The organism is Bacillota bacterium (genome assembly GCA_036504675.1).
In the GTDB taxonomy this organism is placed as follows: domain Bacteria; phylum Bacillota; class Sulfobacillia; order JAJYWN01; family JAJZPE01; genus DASXUT01.
Genome location: DASXUT010000018.1, coordinates 1 through 21,655 on the forward strand (window position 1 = coordinate 1; position 21,655 = coordinate 21,655).

Consider the following 21,655-nt stretch of genomic DNA (forward strand, 5'->3'; position numbering starts at 1 on the left):
CGCTCCGCTCCTCGGCTTCTCACTCCCCACCGATGGGATGCGGAAGAACATCGCCGGCGGCAACCAGGGCAAGATGCCGGCCCCGCCCAACCTGTCTGCCCCCTCGATGCGCTCGTGGCTCGAGGCTCTCCCCAAGGGACACGGCCGGGCGGCGGCCTTCGAGACCCGGCTGCGCCTTTCGCCCGGCGGGGCCACGGGGGCTATCGAGCGGGGCCTGGCCCGGGCCGGGTACAGCCCCGTCGCCAAGGCGGCCCGGTTCATCGTCAAGGGCACCTATGGGCCGCTCCGCGACGGCGAGTTGGAGCGGGCCAGGCGATGGGGAGCCGAGCTGGCAAAGGCCGTCAAATAGGCGGCGATACCGACGGAAAACAAAAGGGAGAGGGCTCAGCCCCTCTCCCTTTTCTACACCTCGGCGGCCCCTAGGGCATCTGCGGGAATGGTCAGGCGCTCATCTTCGGCCTCGGCAACAATCCCGCCTTCTCGACGATCTCGGGGACCTTCTCCTCCCAGCCGACGGCCATCAGGTGGACGCCGCGGACGCCCTCGATCTTGCGGACCCGCTGGATCATCTCGACGGCCAGGTCGACGCCGGCGGCGGCCTGGTCGGCGGCGCCCTTGATCCGGGCGATCAAGTCGTCGGGGACGATCATCCCGGGGACCGTCTTCATGTACTCCATGGCCTTGGCCGACTTGACCGGGATGATCCCGGCCATGATGTTGATCTTCTGGTGCAGTCCGCGCTCGCGGACGGCGGCCATGAACTTCTCGAAGCGGTCGAAGTCGAAGATGGCCTGGGTTTGGATGAAGTCGGCGCCGGCCTTGATCTTCTTCTCCAGGCGCAGGACGCGGAACTCGAAGGGGTCGGCGAAGGGGTTGGCCGCCGCGCCGATGTAGAACTTGGGCGGGATCTTGCAGTCGTCGCCGGAGAGGAACTTCTTGTCGTCGCGGAGGCCCTTGACCGCCTGGATGAGCTGGATCGAGTCGATGTCGTAGACGTTCTTGGCTGTCGGGTGGTTGCCGAAGGACTGGTGGTCGCCGGACAGGCAGAGCGTTTGCCGGATCCCCAGGCTGTATGCCCCGAGCAGGTCCGACTGCATGGCGATGCGGTTGCGGTCGCGGCAGACCATCTGCATGATCGGGTTGCCGCCCTCGGACAGGACGTGCACCGCCGCGGCGATCGACGACAGGCGGACGATGGCCGTCTGGTTGTCGGTCAGATTCTGTCCGTCGGTGGCGTCCTTGAGCAGCCTGGCGTTCTCCTTGATGCCCTTGGACGAGGCGCTCTTGGGCGGCCCGATCTCGGCCGTGACGACAAACTCGCCCTGGGCGAAGAGTCGTTCCAACCGGCTCTCGGTCTTGAAGGGGGACGAGGCCGCCTCCTTGGCGGCCGCAACCGCGGGAGCCTTCTGAGCCCCGGGTGCCTTCTCCGCTTCGGCGACGCTCATAGTCTGACATCCTCCCTTACGACCTTGCGCGGCCCGCCGTCACGCGACTTGGACCAATCCTTGACCGGTTGCATGTCAAGCATGAGGTCGAGGCGATCCATCTTCTTGAGCCGCTCGTAGATGAGGGCCCAGGCGCAATCGACGTCGGTGCCGACCTCGCACTTGCCGTCATGCGAGCCGCCGCAGGGGCCGTTCATGAGGCTCTTGGAGCAGCGGATGACCGGGCAGACCCCGCCGGTCAGGTGCAGGATGCACTCGCCGCAGAGCCCGCACTTCTCGGTCCAGACGCCCTGTTCGACGGCACCGCCGGCGAACTTGGTGTTCAGCCCGGGGACCACCCAGATCGGGTACTTCTCGGCCACGTACTGGACGCCGACGCCGCAAGCCATCGAGAGGATCAGGTCGACCCCCTCGAGCTGCTTCTCGAGTTCGGCGACGTACTCCGGCTCGCACTGGCGCTGGAGCATGGCGGTGACGATCTTGGTGTCATGCCCCTCGTTCTCCCACTTCAGCCGGAGGGCCGAGGCGAGGATCTCGACTTCCTTCTCGCCGCCGGCCATGCAGACCGTGACGCACTCGCGGCACCCGACGATCATCAGCTTCTTGGCGTCCCGGACCAGCCGATCGATCTCGGCCAGGGTCTTCTGTTCGGCGACGATCATTTGTGCTCGCCCCCTTGCCCGGCGGCCGCGGCCTCGAACTTCGGCGCCTTGTGGATCGTCCCGCGGCGCACGTTGATCGGGCTCGGCCCGAGCTTCTTGATCCGTTCGGTCATCTCCCGGGCGATCTCGGCGAAGCGCGGCCCCATCGACCCCGACAGGTTGAACATCTCCAGGCGTTGCCCGCCGATGCCAACCTGGTCGAGGAGCTTCTTGATGGCGTTGACCCGCTTTTTGGCCCGGAAGTTCCCCTTCAGGAAGTGACAGTCGCCCTCCATGCACCCGGCCACGTAGACCCCGTCGGCCCCGTTCTCGAAGGCCTCCAGGAGCAGCATGGGGTCGGTCTTGCCGGAGCACGGGAGCTCGATGACCCGAACGTTGGCCGGGTACTGGAGGCGCATCGACCCGGCCAGGTCGGCCGCCGAGTAGGCGCAGTAGTAACAGCAGAAGGCGATGATCTTGGGCTCGAAGCCCTCGACCGGCTCGGTGGCGCCGACGGGCTTCGGCTCCGCGGCCGCGGCGGCGCCCTTCTTTTCGTCCATCAGTCTGACACCTCCGCCAGGCCGCCGATCTTGGCCAGGATCTGTTCGTCCTTGTAGTGCTGAAGCTGGATGGCCTTGGCCGGGCACTCGCCGGCGCAGGTCCCGCAACCCTGGCACTGGACCGAGTTGATCTCCGCCTTACCCCGTTCATTGATCAGCGGCACGCTGAACGGGCAGACCCGGACACAGGTAAGGCAGGCGGCACATTTCTCCTCCTCGACCTTGGCGACCACGCCGCCCACCGACAGCTCGGTCTTGGAGAGGAAGGCCAGGGCCCGGGCCACGGCGCCCTGGGCTTGATAGATGGCCTCGTCGACGAACTTGGGCGAATGGGCCGCCCCGCAGAGGAAGATGCCCTGCGAGGGGAAGTCCATCGGCATCAGCTTGATGTGGGTCTCGAGGAAGAAGCCGTCCTCGTTGACCGGGACCTTGAGCATCGTCCCTAGCTCGCGGACGCCCTCGGCCGGAGCCGTCCCGGTGGCCAGGACCAGGAGGTCGGTGTCGATCTCGATCGGTCGCCCGGTGGCTCCGTCGCGGACGCGCACGACGAGCCGGCCGCCCGGGCCGCCCTGTCCACCCTGCCCTTCCCCGCCTCTGACGACCGCCTCCGGTTTGGCCTCCTCGTCCCACTGGACGAAGGTGACGCCTTTCTCTCGCGCTTCGCGGTAGTACTGTTCCAGGAACCCGTAGGTCCGGACGTCGCGGTAGAGGATGTAGACCTCGGCCTCCGGGTTCTTCTCCTTGACGATGATCGCGTTCCGCACCGACTGGCCGCAGCAGGTGCGGCTACAGTATTTGTGAGTCTCGTCGCGGGACCCGACGCATTGCAGGAAGACCACCCGCCGGGCCGCGGTGACCACCCGCTCGCCGGCGGCCAGGGCCTGCTCGAACTCGGCCCGGGTGACCACCCGCGGGTCGCGGCCATAGAGGTACTCGGTGGGCTGGTACTCGCGGGCGCCGACGGCGACGATGGCCACGCCGTGCTCGACCACGTGGTTCCTGGCCAGCTCCGACCCGGGGCCGGTGCGCTGCCTGATGGTCGTGGTGAAATGCCCGGCGTGCCCGCCGAAGTCGGTCACCTCGGCGTTCTTGAAGACGTGGATCTTCGGTTCGGAGTCGACCCGCCGGAGCAGGTCATCGAGGACCCGGCTCATCTCGCCGCGGTTCATCGTGTAACGGATCTCCCGCAGGTGGCCGCCCAGGACGTCCTCCCGCTCGACCAGGAAGGACTCGAAGCCCTGCTCGGCCAGGGACAGGGCGGCCGTGAGGCCGGCCGGCCCACCTCCGATGACCAGGGCCTTCTGGGTGACCGGCACCATCGAGAGGTGGAGGGGCTCGAGCTTGCGGGCCTTGCCCACGCCCATCCGGACGAGGTCGAGGGCCTTCTCGGTGGCCATCTCCGGGACGTCGCGGTGGACCCACGAGGCCTGGTCGCGGATGTTGGCCATCTCGAAGAGGAACTGGTTCAGGCCGGCCTCCCGCAGGGCCTCGCGGAAAAGAGGCTGGTGGGTCCGGATGGTGCACGAGGCGACCAGGACCCGGTTCAACTTGAGCTCGTCGATCTTCTCGCGGATGTTCTTCAGGCTGTCCTGGGAGCAGGTGTAGATGGTCTCCTGGACGTAGGCCACGTCCTTGAGGCCCTTGGCGAACTCGACCACCCTCGGGACGTCGACGATGGAGGCGATGTTGATCCCGCAACGGCAGATGAACACGCCGACGCGGGGCGGCTCGCCGGAGACGTCGCGCTCCTTGGGGTAGACCTTGGGGACGACCATCGTCCCGCGGGCCTCGGCCAGGAAGCCGGCCGCCTTGGCCGCCGCGGCGCTGGCGTTCATGACCGTCTCGGGGATGTCGCGCGGCCCCTGGAAGCAGCCGGCGACGAAGACGCCCTCCCGGGTGGTCTGGGTCGGGTCGTAGTCCCCGATCCGGGCGTAGCCGTACTCGTTGAGCTCGATGCCGACCACGTCGGCCAGGCCCCTGGCGTCCGGCGGGCGGACCCCGACGGCCAGGACGACCAGGTCGAACTCCTCCTCGACCTGTTTCCCCTCGGCCGTGTAGCGCAGGCGGAGGTTCCCCGACAGCGGATCCTCCTTGACCGAGGAGATCATGCTCCGGATGTAGCGGACGCCGTAGTCGTTCTTGGCCGAATCGACGTAACGGTCGAAGTTCTTGCCGAAGGCCCTCATGTCGATGAAGAAGATGGTCGCCTCGATCGACTTGTCGTGCTCGCGGGCGATGATCGCCTCTTTGGTCGAGTACATGCAGCAGATGGACGAGCAGTACTCGGCCCCCTCCGAGGCGTCGCGTGAGCCGACGCACTGGATGAAGGCGATCCGCTTCGGGTGGTGACCGTCGGACCGGCGCAGGACCGCGCCCTTGGTCGGCCCGGAGGCCGACAAGAGGCGTTCGAATTCAATGGAGGTCATCACGTTGGGGTAGTATCCGTAGCCGTACTCGCCCTTCAGGCGGGCGTCGAACAGGCGGTAGCCGGGGGTCAGGACGACTGCCCCGACCGGCAGGTCGACGGTCCGGGCGACGTCCTCGTGGTGGATGGCCTTCTTCTGGCAGGCCTTGACGCACTGGAGGCACTCCGAACAGAGACCGCAGTTGAGGCAGCGGGCGGCCTCGGCCATCGCCTCCTCGCGGGTGAAACCCAGGAGGACCTCGCGGAAGTCTCTGACCCGCTCGGCCGCCGGGGTCTGCCCCTGGACGCGGCGGCGGTCGACGAGGACCGGCCCGTGCTTGGGCGGGTCGATGTTCGGTCCGCGTTCGAGGGTCCGACCCTCGGCGAGGTCGGCGCCATTCAGGTAGCGGTCGATGGAGATGGCCGCCTCATGGCCGGAGGCGACGGCCTCGACGACCGAAGCCGGACCGCGAACGGCGTCGCCGGCGGCGAAGAGGCCGGGGGCGCCGGTGGCCTTGGTCAGCTTGTCGGCGACGATCAGACCGCGCTCGACCTTGACCCCGAGGTCCGTGGTGATCAGTGAAAGGTCGGTCGCCTGACCGATGGCCAGGATGATCGTGTCACAGGCGAAGGGCTCCTCAGTGCCCTCATGGAAGGTCGGGTTGAACCGCCTGTTCTCGTCGAAGACCGACTTGACCTTGATCAGTTCCATCCCGACGATCCGACCGTCGCGGGTCAGGACGCGCCTTGGGCCCCGGGACGGGTGGAGGACGACGCCCTCGTCGACGGCCTCGAGGATCTCCCATTGGTGGGCGGGCATCTCGTGGCGGGCTTCGAGCGAGGCGCAGTGGACTTCAGCCGCGCCCAGGCGGAGGGCGGTGCGGGCGGCGTCGATGGCCACGTTGCCGCCGCCGATGATCAGGACCTTGCCCCTGACTTCCGGGGCCGGACGCGCCTGGCCGGACGCGTCCACGGTGCCCGCCAGAGCGGCGTCGCGCAGGAAATCGAGGCCCCAGAGGACCCCCTTGGCGTCGCTCCCCTCCAGCGGGATGCGCCGCGAGAGCTGGGTCCCGACGGCCACCAGGACGGCCCTGTAGCCCTGTTCCTGGAGCTGCTTGATAGTGATGTCCCGGCCGACCCGGACCCCGCCGCGGAACTCGACCCCGCGGAGGATGAACTCGGTCTCCCGGTCGACGGTGTCGAGGCCCAGGCGGTATCGGGGGATGCCGGCCCGGAGGAGCCCGCCGGGCCGGTCGAGGGCGTCGAAGACGGTCGCCGCGTAGCCCATCGCCCGCAGGTCCCTGGCCGCCGTCAGGCCGGCCGGACCGGCGCCGATGACGGCGATCTTCTCGGCCCGGGTCACCGGCGGCAGCTCCGGCTGGGCCTTGACGAAGTCGTCCCAGCCGAAGTCGGAGGCCGCCCGCTTGAGGGTGGCGATGGCGATGGGGTCGTCGTGGTCGGCCCGGTTGCACTCGGTCTCGCAGGGATGGTGACAGATGCGGCCGCAGACGCCCGGGAACGGCATCGCCCGCATGACCACCTCGACCGCCTCGGCGAACTTGCCCTTGGCCACCATCTGCGCGTAGCCCTGGGCGTTGGTGTCGGCCGGGCAGGTGTTCCGGCAGGGCGGGGTGCCCGCCTTCTCGATCAGGTACTTGTTGGGGACGGCCTGCGGGAACATCTTGTGGATAGCCTTCTGCCGGTCCATCTGGATGTTGAAGGGGTTGGGCAACTCGACCGGGCAGACGGCCTCGCACTCGCCGCAGGCGGTGCACTCGTCGACGTCGACGTAACGGGCCTTCTCCAGGACCTTGGCGGTGAAATGGCCCGGCTCGCCCTCGAGACCGACGAGGTCCGAGACGGTGTGGATGTGGATGTTCGGATGGCTCTGACAGTCGGTCATCTTCGGGCCGAGGAGGCACATGGCGCAGTCGTTGGTCGGGAAGGTCTTGTCGAGCTGGACCATCTTGCCGCCGATGGAGGGGTCGCTGGTCACCAGGTGGACCAGGTAGCCGGCGTTGGCCAGGTCGATCGAGGACTGCATGCCGGCGATGCCGCCGCCGAGGACGAGGACCGCGCCGGTCTTCTGGTCGACCGTCGCGCCGGTTGCCTTCGCCTCATGGATGTCGATGGCGCTCATGCCGTCCCCACCTTTCCCGCCGGCAGGAAGGCCTTGACCGCCGGCCGCGAGTCGGTCAGGTGCCGGCCGACCCAGGCCGAAGCCCGGTCGAGGCCCATGGCCAGCCCGAGGAGCTCGGTCATGAAGTAGACCGGCACCGGGTCCTTGGCCAGTTCGGGGATTTCCGACTGGCGGTAGTCGAGGTTGGCGTGGCACATCGGGCAGGCCGTGACGATCGCCCCGGCCCCGGCTTCCCGGGCGGCGACGATGATCCGCTTGGCCAGTTCCTTGAGGATCTCCGGGCGGCTCAAGGCCAGGCTGGCCCCGCAGCACTCGGTCTTCCAGGACCACCGGACGACCTCGGCCCCGGCCGCTTCCATCACCTTGTCGAGGGCGACCGGTTGCTCCGGATCCTCGAAGGCGACGGCCTCAGCCGGACGGGTCAGGAGGCACCCATAGTAGGTGGCCACCTTCAGCCCACGCAGCGGCCTGATGGCTCGGCGCCTGATTTCGGCCAGGTTCTCCGGCCGGGCCAGCAGCTCCAGAGTGGAGACGACCCTGACCCCGCCGCCGTACTTGGCCCCCATGATCCCCTCAAGCGAGGCGTTGACCTCGGCCGCTTCCCGGCCGCCCCGGCGGACGGCGTGGTCGGCCTTGCGGAGGCTATTGTAGCAGGCGGCGCAGGCCATGAACAGCTCGCTCAGGCCCTGCTTCTCGGCCAGAACCAGGTTGCGGACGGGCAGGGCGAGGGCCAGGTAGTGGTCGGTGGCATGGGCCGAGCTGGCCCCGCAACAGTTCCAGTCGTCCATCTCCTCGAGCTCGTAGCCGAGGGCGGCGAAGACGGCGCGGGTCGACTCGTCGTATTCGACGGCCGTCGAGTGGAGGGAGCAGCCGGGGTAGAAAGCGAGCTTCTTCAATGCTTCTCCCTCGCCTTCGCGAAGATCTTGCGGATCTCGCCGATCCGCCGGACCCGCTCGGGGATGTACTTGAGCTTCCCCTTCTTGACCATGTTCAGCCCGAGGCCCACGTGCTCGACCAGGGCCCGGGTCTTGCCGACGTAGAGGGCGATCATCCCCAGCTCGTAGGAGCGCCCGAAGAGACGCAGGGTGTAGAGGAACGATTCGTGGAAGGCCTTGACGTGCGTATCCGGCCCCTTGGGGGCGGCGACCTCGCGCGACAGAGCGGCGATGGCCGGCGGACTGGCCGGCGCCGGCGCCGGCGCGCCCGAGCCGGCCCGAAGGGCCATCTCCCGCAGGGTGTCCATCACCTGACCAGCGTCGATCTCGTTGGGGCACCGCGCCTGGCAGGTCTTGCAACAGGTGCAGACCCACAGGCTGTTGGCCTTGAAGACCTCTTCCTTGGCTCCCAGCTGGATCAGGCGGATGACCTCATGCGGCAAGAGGTCCATGGCAAAGCCGAGGGGGCAGCCGCTCGAGCACTTCTTGCACTGGTAGCAAAGGCTGATCGGCTGGCCGCTGGCGCCTTGGACCTCTCGCAGAAAGGAAACGCTCGGCGCAAGAGCCACGGACATGACGAGTCAAACCACCTTTCGTGGCCGAACGGGCCGTGCCGTTAGTCCGTATGCTGCTGCGTCGGGGGTGCGATTGGATGGAGACGGGTGGATCGACGGTTGTGGGCTGAGGGCTGCATGCGCGCGTGGGCTGCGGGCCGTGGGCCTGCACGCGTGCGCGGGGGCCTTGGCTCAGTGGCCCTTGAAGACCTTGAGGTACGAGTCGGCGTAGATTTCCTTGTTCAGCAGGATCCGGGCCGTGGCGATGGCGTCCATCAGGGCGTCGTCGCAGACGTTGAGGATGGCCCCGTCGAGCCCGGCGGCCATGGCCAAGACGACGAAGGTCCGGTCGACGAGGGAGCGGTCGAGGGACTTTTGGGAAACGTTGGACAGCCCGAGGACGGTCCTCGGGGCCGGATCGGAGAGCAGCTTGGCCTGGCGAATCGTCTCCAGCACTTCGGGGGCGTGCTCCTGGGCCACGTTGACCGGGAGGATCAGGGGGTCGACGAGCAGGTTCTCCATCGGGATGTCGAACTCGGCCGCCGCGGCCACCAGCTCCATCGCCAGGGCCACGCGGTTCTCAGCGTTCTTGGGGATGCCCTTGGCGTCCATGCACAGGCCGATGATGGAGGCCCCGTACTTCTTGGCCATCGGGAAGACCCGCTCGATCTTCTTCCGCTCGGCCGGGCACGAGTTGATCAGGGCCGGGTGCTTGCACAGCTCGAGGCCGGCCTCGATGGCGTCGTAGTTGGTCGAGTCGAGGCAGAGCGGCGTGTCGGTGACTTCCTGCGCCGTCTTGACCAACCACTTCATCGCGTCGACCCGGTCGGCGGCCGCCGGACCATGGTTGATATCGAGGTAGGTGGCCCGATACTCGGTCTGCTTCTTGGCCCACTCGTGGATCGGGGCGGGATCCTTGGCAACCACGGCCTTGCCAATGTCCTTGAACATGCCGTTGATTCTCTCGCCGATGAGGATCATTGCTCGTCCTCCTTATCTCATCTGGGGGGAAAGCGCTTCGCGGCCTCTCGCTCCGCGGCCTCCGCGCTCCGGGTCCCTACTTGTTCGGGACCATCAGGTCGCCGATCAGCTTGGCGACCAATTTGACCGCCTTCGGGTTGCGCATCACCAGGATGTGCCCGCCGGCCTGCAGGAAGCTGTTGGCCGTGGCCGCCTCCCAGAGGATCGACCGCTCGGCCTGCGGACCCCAGCCCGGGAACTCGTCCTCACCGGCATTGGCTTCCTTGGCCCGCCAGGACTCGTAGCCGATGTTGCAGATCACCGGCATGGCCAGCATCCGATCCCCCTGGAGGGCGCCCAGGCGGATCCGCTCCATGATCGAGTAGGTATACTCGACGCCGTACCCCAGCGCCCCCACGGACGGGTCGATGACGATCCGGTCGAGGGGCAGGTTCATCTCGTTGATCAGGATGTTGAGCTGCTTGCAGATGTTGATGTCAATCGGCGAGAGGGCGATGATGCTGTGCTTGTGGACCATGCACGAGGCCGTCAGGGTCTTGTAGTTGTCCTGTTCGGCCGTGCCGAGGAGGAGGTTCTCACCGGCGGCCGCTTCGGCCACCGCCGGCAGAACGGCGTTGTCCTTCTCATCGACGCCGCAGCCGACGACGATGATGGGCACGCCGACGGCCCCGAGGACCTTCTTGACGGTGGCCGAGCATTCTTCGGGCGAGTGGTTCTCCAGCTCCGGGTCGGCCCCGGCGAGCTTCAGGTAAATCAGGTCGGCGCCGGCCTCGACGCACTTGGCGGCCCACCTGGCCGGGTCGGACATGACCTCGTCCCCGAACTCGGCCTTGAGCGACGGGTTCCAATCCGGATTGCGGTCGTCGACTTCCATGGCAATGACCGGACGGTTCGGGATATCCCCTTCGAACTGAAGGAACGGCAGGGTCGAGTCGCCCCCGACGGTCACCACGCCGGTGCGGGTGCCGCCCTGGTCCTTGGTGGCGCCGATGGTCACGGTCCCCACCTTGCTCGTGTACCGTTCTCTGAGAGTCTCCACGGGCATCTCTTTGCTTTCCTCCTTCGGTCGAAAACCTTGGGGCATTGGGGGCGTTGGGGGGCCGGTTATCCGCAGGACCCTAACTGAGCTTGGGAAGCTTGTCGAGGATGGCGTTCACCGCGATCACCGCCGGGGCCTCGGCCGGCAGCTCGGAGAGGGGCCGGCCCTCCAGGTCGAACTGGGCGACCTGGGGATCGAGGGGGATCGTGCCGATCAGTCCAAGGCCGGTCTTCTCGATCTCCTCGGCCAGCGGGGCCAGGTCTCCGGCCACCTTGGTGACGATGAGGTAGGTCTCCTTGGCGTTGGTCTTGACGTCCTTCATGATCTCGCGGACCCGACCGGCCGAACGGATGCCGCGGGCCGAGGCGTCGGAGATGACGAACATGACGTCGACGTCCACGGCGATCCGGCGGGAGAGGTGTTCGAGCCCGGCCTCGTTGTCCAGGACAAGGTAGTCATAGCCCTGGGCGAGGTTGGTCAGGTGCTGACGGAGAAGGTCGTTGGGATAGCAGTAACAGCCGGACCCTTCCGGGGTGCCCATCGCCAGGAGGTCGACGTGCTCGGACTCGGCGATGGCCGACTGGAGCTTGTATTCAATGAACATGTTCTTGGTCATCCCGGCCGGAAGTGGCTTGGCGGCCTTGGTCTCCTCGATGAAGTCGGCGATGGTCTGCGGGACCGCCAGACCGAGGGCCTCGTTCAGGTTGGAGTTGGGATCGGCGTCGATGGCCAGAATCGAGCCGCGCCTGCGCTCGATCAGGCGCCGGATGAGGAGGGCGGCGAAAGTGGTCTTGCCGGTCCCGCCCTTGCCGGCGACGGCTACGGCATAAGGCATCAGGCTTGCCTCCTTGCTGGCTCAGGGGCCTTCAATCGCGCACCGACGCGAACTGGGACAGGTCGGTGTGGGGTAGGAAGAGAGCCGACATGAATTCGTCCATGTACCCCGGGTCGACGGACAGCTCCAGGTAGGTCATCTTCTTGGCGAGGTCCTCGGCCAGGCGGTAGGCGGTCTTGGACATCAGGGCGACGCGGGCGCCCTTGACCGATGAGTTCCCGATGAACAGGTACTTGCCGGGCGGGGCGTCGGGGATCATCCCGATCTCCACCGAGTCGCGGACATTGAGGTAGTTGCCGAAGGCGCCGGCGATGTAGATGCGACCGATGGCCTCGAAGTCCAGGCTCATCGACCTGAGCATCGAGCGGAAGGCGGCGTAGGCCGCCCCCTTGGCCCGGATCAGGTTCTTGACGTCGCTCTCGGTGATGACGATGTCCCGCCCGCCCTGGGTCTCGCGGCCCCAGGCCAGGACGAACTCGGGGCCGTCCGGTCCGTTGCGGCGCCGGTCGGTCGTTACGTCCTGGAACTTGCCGGCCCGGTCGATGATCCCGGCCTCGCGCAGCTTGGCCAGGGCGTCGACGAGCCCGGAGCCGCAGATGCCACGGGGGTTGTCGCCGCCGACGGTGGACAGCTTGACCTCGTAGTTCCGGGGATTGATCTTGATCCGCTGGATCGCCCCGGGGGTGGCCCGCATGCCGAAGGTGACCCCGCCTCCTTCGAAGCAGGGGCCCATCGAGCAGGAACAGGTGACGAGCCAGTCCCGGTTGCCCAGAACCATCTCGCCGTTGGTGCCGAAGTCCATGAACAGGCTGACGCCTTCGGCTTCGAACATGTCCGTGGCCAAGAGGCCGGAGACGATGTCCCCCCCGACGTAACTGGCCACGGCCGGGAAGGACAGGACCGGGGCCGCGGGGTTGATCTTCAACCCGAGGTCCTTGGCCCGCAGGATGGGGAAGGTCGTGGCCGCCGGGATGTACGGTTCAAGCCGGATGTACTTGGGGCTGAGACCGAGGAACAGGTGGGCCATGGTGGTGTTCCCGGCAGCCATCAGGTAGGTGACGTCCTCCGGCCCGAGGTCGCCCGCGGCCAGCAGGGAACCAATGAGGTCGTTGAGGGTCTCGGTGACGGCCGTTTGGAGCTGCCGGCGGCCGTCCTGGCTGTCGACCGCGTGGATGATCCGGGTGATCACGTCGTCACCGTAGCGGGCCTGACGGTTGTAGGTCCCGCGCTGTCCGACGCAGAGCCCGGTCGAGAGGTCGATCAGCTGGACCACGTTGGACGTGGTCCCGATATCGACGGCCAGCCCGTAGGCGGGCTTCGGGGACCGCCCGGGCTCGACCCGGACGATCTCGCTCTGCCCGTCGAAGTCGACGGTGGTCACGGTGACCCCCCACTCGGCCTCGCGCAGCAGGTCGGGCAGGCACCTGAGGGTCTCCAGGTCGATCCGCACGTCTTCCCGGCCGAGCTCCTGGCGTGCCCGGACCAACAGACGGGACAGGTCCGAGGCGTTCTCGGTCAGGGTCGGCGGCTCGAGCTGGACGAAGAACTTGCGGGAGAACGGCTCCAGGGGGAACCGGGTGAGCGGGTCAGTCTCATTTTCCGCCAGGATCTCACGCTTGCCGAGCTTGTCGATGACCATCTGGTGCTCGGACAGGCGCGAGGTCGCCGGGACCTCGACGACGAGGTCGTCGGTGACCAGTGTCCGGCAAGCCAGGACGTAGCCCTCGCGGCGGTACTTGGCCCCCAGGCTCCCTTGGCCGATCTGGGGCTTGCCCTCCTTGATCAGGACGGCGCACCGGCCGCAGCTGCCCTCGCCGCCGCAACCACTCCTGAGCTCCAGGCCGGCAATGGCGGCCGCCTGGTGCAGGTTGGTGCCGACGGGGACCTCGATGACGAGGTTGTCGGGGGTGAAGCGGACCTTGTACTTCCTCGACTTGTCGATCAAGGAAATCACGTCCTTGTAGGAATCGTGTTCTCTGACTCGACAGACTTGGTTGGCTCCAGGACGGCCGCGTCCTCTTCCGGTTGCCCCGGTGCTGCTAGGATGCGAACCTGGCCTTGGCAAAGCTTGGGATCCCCGCGGCCTCGCGCGGTCCGACGGCGACCTTCCAGCCCGATAGCTCGGTGAGCTTGCCGGAGAGGACGGCCACGTAGCCCGGGAGGACGCAGTTCCGGTGGTTGACCTTCTGCTCCAGGCCGGAGTTCTTGATGGCGTCGGAGATGCTCTCCGCCGAGAACTTGCCGGAAGCCCAGGAGGTCAGGACCGATGTGCCGTCGGTGTTCACCGGCAGGATGAAGGCCGGGATCTTCGAGGCGGCGACTTCGCCTTCCACCGTGTAGTAGGTCAGTGAGAAGTTGGTCGTGATGTAGACGGGCGAGTCGGGGGCGACCGCGCCGACCTCGTGGAGCTTTGGCTCCACCTGGATCGGCTTCTGCGGGTCGGTGTAGATGTTCTGCCGCCAGGTCAGGAGGGGCAGGATGTGGGCCTTCTCCGCCGTCTTGACCACGACGATGCCGGCGTACTTGCCCACGTAATAGTTGGCTTGAAGGATCTCGAGATACGGGTCGTCGGCCGACGGGAAGGCGATGGTCGGGTAACCCAGCGGGCGGAACTTCTTCTTGATCGACAGTCGCCGGATCTGGGTCAGGTCGGCCAGGACCCTGGACATCTCCCGGCTACCGGAGTCGATGACCAGGTCCTTGCAGCCGGCCGCGGCGGCCTTCTCGGCCAGAGCGGCCGCTTCCTCCAGGTTCTTCCCTCGGATGACCAGCGGGCAGGCGTGCTTCTTGGCCACTTCAAGCAGTTGGTCGAAGTTCCCGGCGGTGGCCGCGCAGAGGAGCGGCTTGGCCGCGGCGACACCGGCGGCCGCCTTGTCCATGGCCTCCGGGTCCTCGGTCATCAGGATCAGCGGGAACTTGGTGTTCGCGGCGACCTTATCGACGGCCGCCTTGAACTGATCGGCGCCGCCGCCCTCGTGCTTGACGGCGACCAGGTTGACCGTATAGTGCAGGCCGACCCGCTCGAAGTGAAGGTCGTTGATCTTGGCCAGCTTGGCCGCCAGGTCGCCCTCGGAGAGCTGGTCGGAGACCTCGACGGCCACGCCGGTTTCGTGGAAGAAGGTCTTGTCGTGGCGGAAGATGACCGTCTCGTCGCCCAGGGCCACGGCGACGTCGCCGGTCCCCACCTTGACCAGACGGATGGGCGGAGCCGAGGCCGCCCCGAGGGCTTCCTTGGCCGCGTCGGAGACGTAGGGGCAGGATTCGAGGGCCGCTTTGCCGGAAGCGAGGGCCATGGCGAAGGCCAGACAGGTCGGGGGTCCGCACTCTCCGCAGTTCTTCTTGGGCAGTTGTCTGTAGATGTCGAGACCGGTGAGACCCACTTCGGCTTGCTCCTCTCTATATGTGGTCTTGACGATCTGATGGGAGGGTTCGGGGCCGGGGATCGGGGCCGGGGATCGGGGTCCGGCGAGGTCACATGATCGGGGCCATGGTCAGGGCCGGGTGGCCCTTCTCTTCGAGGAACGGCAGGATCTGCTCGACCGTGGTCCCGACGGACTCGTCGGCGATCTTGTCGATGAAGTCCTCGCCGAGACCCGCCTCGTTGGCTCTGGCGACGAGGTCGTCGTGGAGGAAGTTCTTCAGTTCCTTCGGCATCCAGACGATCCGGCCGAGCCCGCCGTCGGCGGCGATGAACCGCCGGCTGATCAGGTAGGTCCGCCCGATCCCCATGAAGCCCGGGGTCTGCAACCCACCGCCGACCGTGCCGGCCAGGGTCGAGAAGGTCATCCCGCAGGGGGTCATCCCCTTGTGCTCGCGGGTGGTGATCATCAGCCCGTTGGCCTCGGGGAGGACCGCCATAATCGCCTCGAAGCAGCCGCACGAGGTCATCGGCTTGTCCATGAAGCTGTACAGATTGACCTCTTCGATGTTCCGGTTCGAGCCGACATAGACGGCCTCGTTGACGCTCTTCCACATCCCCTTGAGCGCGTCGAGGCACTCGCCCTTGGGAATGGGCTTGTTCGGGCCGGCCGGGTTGATCTCGAAGGAGGCCTTGCCGTCCAGCCAGGAGACCGCGCCGCAGAGGCCGACCCGCTCGGGGGCGACCACACAGAAGTGGTTCGGGGCGAAGGACTGGCAAAGGGTGCAGCTGTAAAACTCCTCGACCTTGTCGTCGGTCAGGCCGCGCATCCGGTCGTCGCGCGAGCGGTACTTGGCCCGAGCCTCGGCCAGCTTTTCATCGACGATCTTCGGGTCGGTGATGATGGTCACCTGGACCCGGTCGACGATGGCCGGGAACTCCGACTTGAACTTGGCGATCAGGATATCGCCGTAGTGCTTGAACTTGAAGCCCTTGGCCTTGGCTTCCTTGGACACGCGGAGCCAGCACAGGTCGCGCTGGGCGACGTGCCAGAGACCCTCGGCGTAGTTGACGAAGTAGTGGATCCGGCGCTCGAGGACCGACTCGAAGTCCTCCTGCATCTTGCGGCCGTAAATGTCGGCCACGATCCCCAGCGGCGAGGCGCCGCCCTCGGGGATCTCGTCGATCTCCGGCCCGACGACGGTGATCTTGCCGTCCTGGATCTCCTCCTGGCCGACCATCCGGACGAGCTCGAAGGCCGGGGCCTTGCCGCCGCCCATCTCCGCGGCGACGTCGGCCCGGCGGATGGTCTCGCCCTCGAAGGCGGGACCGAAGTTCAGCGGGATGTCGATCTTGATGTTGGTCAGCTTGATCCCGCGGAGTTCCATGGCGAAGGCGACCAGGTCATCGTAGTTGGGGTGCGACACCCACCAGTCGCTAAGCTGATCCTCCTTGGCGATCTCCTGGTCGGTGATGACCGGGAAGCCGAGGAAGATGGCCCCCATGTGGGCGGCGACCTTGACGTCGTCAATCTCGCCGAGCTGGATGACGAAGGCGCGAACCCGGCGGCGCTGATAATCGCGCATGTCCTCGCGCATCCCGGGCGGGATGCCGCCGAAGGCCAGGCCGGCCCGGAGGGCGAAGTTCACGGCGTGGACGACCTGGGTGAAGTTACCCAGCGGGAAGGCGATGTAGTCGATGCCGAGCTTGAGGTTCTCCTCGATGAGCTGTTCGATGATCTCGTCGGAGAGGAAGATCATCATCCCGGCGCCCATCAATTCGCTCACGATCTTGGCCGCGTCCTTCGAGGTCCGGGCCCTACCGACGAGGACCGCCTGGCCGGGGATGGTCCAGTCGACGAGCTTGATGCCGTAACGGCGGACGACCGGGTCGCCGAGGAAACCGGTCCACGGCTCGACCTTCGGTTCGTCCTCCTCCACGGTATGGACGGCCTCGATGATCTCGGCCGCGTAGAGGGTCGACTCGCCCCACAGGCGGGCGTTCTCGAAGGTCAGCGGCTCCTTGACCTGGGTCCGCATCCGGTTGAGGATGGGGACGAGGTCGCCCAGCTTCTGGACCTTCTCGCCGGAGAGGGCGGTGACCACGGGGAGGTAGTAGGCGGTATCGGGGTAGGCCACGGGGTGGTCCGCACCGTACAGCCGGATCGCCTTGTCCAGCAGGATTTCGGCGTACGAGAGGGCGATGATCGTCCCGTCGTAGGCCTTTTTGAACAGGTTCAGCGGAGCCGGGTGGTTCTCGTCGACGGCCCCCGCATAGATCCTTTCGAAGTCTTCAAGGGTTACAGGCATCGCCGTTCCTCCTTTCGCTCGGACCGCACCCGGCTCACCAGCTGGCGGCCAGCGGAGTGTTGAACCGCTTGGCCGCTTCGCGGTGGACGCCGAGCTTCCAGGTCCGGTACTTGAGGGCGTCGAGGAGCTTTGAGGCCGCCGCCTGCGAGTTCGTCTCGAAGATGAAGTACCCGCCGTAGACATCGTGGGCGATCTGGGTGGCCACGCCGTAGACCAGCTGCGAGCCCTCGATGTGGGGGATCACCCCGACGTGGGTCGGCAGGCCCATGGCCACCGCCCAGGAGCCGATGGAGACGGCCTTTTCGTGCATGGCCTCGGGGGCCGAGGCGACGAAGGGGACCTTCGGGACGTCCACGCCGAGCTCCTTGGCCATGAGCGTGCAGAGGTCGGCCGAGCGGGTGTTGTCGACGCAGGAGCCCTGGTGGAAGATGAGCGGCAGGCCGGTCGGCAGCTTGGCCGCCTCCTGGAGCCGCTTGAGGAACGACTTCAGACCGGGGCCGGCGTACTTCTCGACGGCCTCCTCATTGAGCAATCCGGCCTTGGCGAAAGCACCGGCGCCGCAGCCGGTGGCCAACATGAAGACGTCGTTCTTGGCCAACTCCTTGGCCACGGTCAGGTGCCCTTCATCCTGCGGCTGCTTCATGTTGTTGCAGCCGGCGAAGAGGCAGACGCCCTTGATCTCGCCCGCCTCGATGGCGTCGGTGAGGACCTTGACCGGATGTTCCGGGTCGACCGCGGCGAACAGCTCGATGAGGGCCTCGGTGGAGAAGCCGGCGATGACCTTGTTCTTCAGTTTAGGGATCGCGATCTTGGCCGGATCGCGCTGCTTGAAGCCCTCGATGGCCAGGCGGACCATCTCCTTGGCCGTCTCCAGGGCCTTCTCTTCCTTGAAGTCGACGTAGTGCGTGTTGGGGATCTTGGCCAATGGGTTGGTGGTGATGATCTTGGTGTGGAAGCATTCGGACAGGACCCGGATCGAGGGCATGATGCATTGGATGTCGACGATCATCGCGTCGAGGGCTCCGGTCATGATCGCCAGTTCCTGCGACGCCGTGTTGGTCGCCAGGTAGACGCCGCGCCTCATGAGGAGCTCGTTGCCGGTGCAGCAGATGCCGACGACGTTGACGCCCTTGGCCCCGGCCGCCTTGGCCTCGCCCTCGAGGGCGCGGGCCGCGTCGACGATGATCGAGGACAGGGTCGGGTTGTGGCCGTGGGTGGCGATGTTGACGTAGTCCGGGTTGATCGTCCCCAGGTTGGCCTCGGAGACGACCGGCTTGGGCGTGCCGAAGAGGATGTCCGAGAGGTCCGTGCCGATGTGCATGCCCGTATAGTCGGCCAGGGCGGTCTTCAGGCCGCCGAAGATCAGGTTGACCGGGTCGGCGTCCATGCCCATGGTCGTCTGGGCGAGGGCCTGGACGACCTGCTTATCGATGGCCGACGGGGCGATATTGGCGTGCTTGAATTTCTTCTGTCGCCCCTCGGTGATGGTCGTGGTCAGGAAGGTGCACGGCTCGTCGCTGTGCCGTGAGAAGTCCTCGAGGGCGGCCTCAGAGACTTCCTTGGCCAGGTCGTTGTCGGACTTGCCCTCGACGGCGATCCCGATCCGCTCGGCCACCCTGCGGAGCTTCTTCCCGTCGGTGACCTTGTAGTCCGGGGCCTTGCCCTCGGCGGCCAGGTGCAGGGTGTGAGCGATGTGCCGCCCGTGGTCGGAGTGGGATGAGGTGCCGCCGGCGATGAACCGGACGAGGTTGCGGGAGACAATGGTGAAATCAGTGGCCCCGCAGATGCCTCGTTTCTGGTTCTCGCGCCTGGGGTTGATCCGGCACGGGCCCTGAATGCAGGCCCGGCAGCACACGCCGTCCATGCCGAACCCGCATTGCGGCTGCTGGGCCTGGTAACGGTCCCAGGCCGTGGTGACACCCAGAGCTTCCGCTCTGGTCAGCATCTCGAAGCTGGCCGGGTCGGCCGTCCTGGTCTTCACGTCGACCTTGGCCTTGCCGGGCGTCTTTGCCTCTTCTGGCATCCTTTCTACCTCCCTTGGTGTTTCAATCCACGCGCCGAAAGGTGCGGCTGAGACTGGGGACTCACGACCCGACCCCGGCTTCGTCGATGAGCCGGTCGGCCAGGATGGCCACCTGATCGGCCACCGCGCCCTCGGCCGGGGTATTCCCACCTCCGTCAAGCGAAGCGTCGATGACCCCTTCGTCGAAGGGGATGATGGCCCAGAGTTCACCGGGGGCGAGAGACTCGGCCAGGAACCGTCGCTCCCGCTCACCCCGGACCTTGTTGGCGACATAATGAACCCGTCGGATGCCGACATCCTGGGCCAGCCCGCCGATGACCTTGGCCGTCCGGACGCTGATCGGCGTGGGCTCGGTGACGACGATCATCGCGTCGACCCCCCGGGCCGTGCCGCGGGTCAGGTGCTCGATGCCGGCCCCCATGTCCATCACCACGACCTCGTCGCGGTCGAGGACGAGGGCGTCGACGATGGCTTTCAGGAACGAATTCTCCCTGCAGTAGCAGGCCGAGCCGGCGGCCTTGATCCCGCCCATGCGGATGAACTTGATCCCCTCGAAGTCCAGCGAGTAGCGGTTCAGGACGTCGTCCACCTTCGGGTTCAAAGCAAGAAGAGCCCCATCGCCCATCTTCTCCGCGATGACCTCTTTGAGGTCCACCAGCGGGGCTTGGGCGCGGAGCTTTTCTTCCGGGATGCCGAGGGCGCTGCCGAGGCTGACGTCGGGGTCGGCGTCGACGGCGTAGACGGAGCGACCGCGTTCGGCCAGATGCCTGATGAGGCCGGCGGCGACGGTCGTCTTCCCCACCCCACCCTTGCCGGAAATGGCGATCTTCATCCCGTCTCACCTCCGTCAGACATCGCCTTGAGCCGCCAGAGCCCTTCTCCGGCGGCGACGATCAGGTCTTCGGTTGACAAGTAGGAGGGTGCACTTTCGTCGTAAAGGACCGAGCCGCTGGGGGGGAACTCGTCGTCCCCGAGCCAGAGGATGTAGGAAATGGGCACGCGCGGCAAGAGCGGGATGGTCAGAGCGACGTCACCAATGTCCTCCGTCCACCCACCGATGGCCCTCGCAGCCCGTTTCAGTACCTCCGGCAGCCGGGCGAAGAGGTCGATGAACGGTTGAACGACCCGCTTGGTGAAGGGAGCGACATAGATGGCGCCGCCGGGCAATTCACGGAAGGCGACCCAGCGGCCGGTCAGGGGAGCCCCGGAAGCCAGGCTCAGATAGTGAAGGCAGAGAATCCGGGCTGGTTGTGACAGCTCAGGAACAAACAGCTTGTCTGCACCGACGGGAACTAACTCGCCCTCGGGGTAGGAGAGCCGCACCGTCCTGCCGGCGAAGGGGAAAACAAAACACCCCTCGGACAGCTTGAAGACCGCACCTGAGTCCTCGGCCATCTCAGCTGGGTCGCGGGCCGCGAAGTCGGCCAGCGCCTTGCGGAGAGCCGGATCGAGGTTGATCATGTCGCCCTCCTGTTGGGGCCGGGCGGCGTCCGGGGGTGCGATTCAGCTGTATGTGGGTGTCTGGCGAAGGGGTGATCAGTGAAGCGTTGGAGTGGCGATGCTTTGAAGTTCAACTGTCCGCCGATTTAGAATCTTCTGTTTACATAACGAGCGGTTCTTTGGTACCAATTATATAATGCTGACGCTGATTCAGTCAATTATTTCGGAGTAAGTAGGATAGGGAGGGACCCAGAGGCCGATAGATCGCTGCTAAACGGCTGCGGCGGGGTTATTTGGCGGAATTCCGGGGTTTGTAGTCTGACTTGTTGCAACATTCCGCCCTGGTTTGTGCTGGACTGGCGCTCACCCGGCGGCGGCGGTAGAGATGACGGTGCCGCCAGCAATGGAAAACCCACCGTCTGATGACGGTGGGACTGGCTCGGATCCGGCCCCGCAAATGGGACGGGATTGCGCCGCAAGGCTCAACCGTACTTCCAGGTCACGCCGAAGCCGCCGCGGGGGTACTTCCAGTCGATGTTCCCGTAGGGGCAGCCGATCCGGCAGGCGCCGCACTCCACACAGCGCTCGTACTCGACGATGGTCCGCTTCTCGGTCTCGTCCCACTCGTAGACATGGGCCGGGCAGAAGAAGGCGCACGGCCGCTTGGTCTCGTCATGGTAGTCCCGGCATTTGTCCTGGTCGACGATGGCCAGGTGAGGGCGGTCGTCGAGGCGGTAACGGATCAGGTAAAGCTTGTCATCGAGGCTCTTCTGGGTGGCCGGGGTGCCGGCCTGGGGCGTGCCTGGGACGTCCGGGACGATTCGGCCGCCGGCCGGGCCGGTCGCCGCGACCTGGGATGGGGAGCGTGGGGTGGAATCGGCGGGCGCGGGCGGCGTAGGGTTGGCGGTCTTGGCTGATGTATCGTCGGCCATCGAGGTCCTCTCCCTTCGGATCGCTGTGGGGCTATGGCCGTCATTGCCGGCCTAGGGCC

Annotated in this window: 17 protein-coding genes; 1 reads left to right on the forward strand and 16 read right to left on the reverse strand. The window is 66.5% G+C overall.

Annotated features, from left to right (window positions below; all coding sequences use genetic code 11):
- A partial coding sequence (locus tag VGL40_01305; GenBank protein ID HEY3313907.1) for a flavodoxin occupies positions 1-349 on the forward strand: 349 nt, incomplete at its 5' end.
- 91 nt (positions 350-440) lie between these two features.
- On the opposite strand, the gene VGL40_01310 is transcribed toward VGL40_01305, so the two are convergent.
- The 16 genes from VGL40_01310 to VGL40_01385 all read right to left on the reverse strand — a co-directional run bounded on the left by VGL40_01310 (position 441) and on the right by VGL40_01385 (position 21,485).
- Complete coding sequence (locus VGL40_01310; GenBank protein HEY3313908.1) at positions 441-1,445, reverse strand: methylenetetrahydrofolate reductase; 1,005 nt, start codon at positions 1,443-1,445, stop codon at positions 441-443.
- On the reverse strand, positions 1,442-2,107 hold the full coding sequence (locus VGL40_01315; GenBank protein ID HEY3313909.1) for a methylenetetrahydrofolate reductase C-terminal domain-containing protein: 666 nt from the start codon (positions 2,105-2,107) through the stop codon (positions 1,442-1,444). Before VGL40_01315 ends, VGL40_01310 begins: the two co-directional genes overlap by 4 nt.
- The gene (locus tag VGL40_01320) at positions 2,104-2,646 is read right to left on the reverse strand and encodes a hydrogenase iron-sulfur subunit (GenBank protein ID HEY3313910.1); all 543 of its coding nucleotides are present in this window, start codon (positions 2,644-2,646) and stop codon (positions 2,104-2,106) included. Before VGL40_01320 ends, VGL40_01315 begins: the two co-directional genes overlap by 4 nt.
- Positions 2,646-7,190 carry an FAD-dependent oxidoreductase gene (locus tag VGL40_01325; GenBank protein HEY3313911.1) on the reverse strand — a complete coding sequence of 1,515 codons (4,545 nt, stop codon included), beginning with the start codon at positions 7,188-7,190 and terminating at the stop codon, positions 2,646-2,648. The genes VGL40_01320 and VGL40_01325 overlap by 1 nt, the downstream gene beginning before the upstream one ends.
- Positions 7,187-8,086, reverse strand: coding sequence for a CoB--CoM heterodisulfide reductase iron-sulfur subunit B family protein (locus VGL40_01330; protein HEY3313912.1), 900 nt, complete (start codon positions 8,084-8,086; stop codon positions 7,187-7,189). Before VGL40_01330 ends, VGL40_01325 begins: the two co-directional genes overlap by 4 nt.
- Positions 8,083-8,700 carry a 4Fe-4S dicluster domain-containing protein gene (locus VGL40_01335; protein ID HEY3313913.1) on the reverse strand — a complete coding sequence of 206 codons (618 nt, stop codon included), beginning with the start codon at positions 8,698-8,700 and terminating at the stop codon, positions 8,083-8,085. Before VGL40_01335 ends, VGL40_01330 begins: the two co-directional genes overlap by 4 nt.
- A gap of 171 nt (positions 8,701-8,871) precedes the next feature.
- Complete coding sequence (locus VGL40_01340) at positions 8,872-9,660, reverse strand: methyltetrahydrofolate cobalamin methyltransferase (GenBank protein HEY3313914.1); 789 nt, start codon at positions 9,658-9,660, stop codon at positions 8,872-8,874.
- A 76-nt stretch (positions 9,661-9,736) separates the two neighbouring features.
- Positions 9,737-10,705 (reverse strand): acetyl-CoA decarbonylase/synthase complex subunit delta, encoded by a 969-nt coding sequence (locus tag VGL40_01345; protein ID HEY3313915.1) that lies wholly within the window; start codon positions 10,703-10,705, stop codon positions 9,737-9,739.
- A gap of 73 nt (positions 10,706-10,778) precedes the next feature.
- Complete coding sequence (locus tag VGL40_01350) at positions 10,779-11,534, reverse strand: AAA family ATPase (protein ID HEY3313916.1); 756 nt, start codon at positions 11,532-11,534, stop codon at positions 10,779-10,781.
- Positions 11,535-11,565: 31 nt separating this feature from the next.
- Positions 11,566-13,479 (reverse strand): ASKHA domain-containing protein, encoded by a 1,914-nt coding sequence (locus VGL40_01355; GenBank protein HEY3313917.1) that lies wholly within the window; start codon positions 13,477-13,479, stop codon positions 11,566-11,568.
- A 94-nt stretch (positions 13,480-13,573) separates the two neighbouring features.
- Positions 13,574-14,914 (reverse strand): acetyl-CoA decarbonylase/synthase complex subunit gamma, encoded by a 1,341-nt coding sequence (gene acsC / locus VGL40_01360; protein ID HEY3313918.1) that lies wholly within the window; start codon positions 14,912-14,914, stop codon positions 13,574-13,576.
- Positions 14,915-15,005: 91 nt separating this feature from the next.
- Complete coding sequence (gene acsB, locus VGL40_01365) at positions 15,006-17,201, reverse strand: acetyl-CoA decarbonylase/synthase complex subunit alpha/beta (protein HEY3313919.1); 2,196 nt, start codon at positions 17,199-17,201, stop codon at positions 15,006-15,008.
- A gap of 34 nt (positions 17,202-17,235) precedes the next feature.
- On the reverse strand, positions 17,236-19,224 hold the full coding sequence (cooS, locus tag VGL40_01370; GenBank protein ID HEY3313920.1) for an anaerobic carbon-monoxide dehydrogenase catalytic subunit: 1,989 nt from the start codon (positions 19,222-19,224) through the stop codon (positions 17,236-17,238).
- A gap of 61 nt (positions 19,225-19,285) precedes the next feature.
- Positions 19,286-20,056 (reverse strand): P-loop NTPase, encoded by a 771-nt coding sequence (locus VGL40_01375; GenBank protein HEY3313921.1) that lies wholly within the window; start codon positions 20,054-20,056, stop codon positions 19,286-19,288.
- Positions 20,053-20,685 (reverse strand): DUF3786 domain-containing protein, encoded by a 633-nt coding sequence (locus VGL40_01380; protein HEY3313922.1) that lies wholly within the window; start codon positions 20,683-20,685, stop codon positions 20,053-20,055. Before VGL40_01380 ends, VGL40_01375 begins: the two co-directional genes overlap by 4 nt.
- Positions 20,686-21,146: 461 nt before the next feature.
- Positions 21,147-21,485, reverse strand: a complete 339-nt coding sequence (locus VGL40_01385) for a 4Fe-4S dicluster domain-containing protein (GenBank protein ID HEY3313923.1) — start codon at positions 21,483-21,485, stop codon at positions 21,147-21,149.
- Positions 21,486-21,655: the final 170 nt, after the last annotated feature.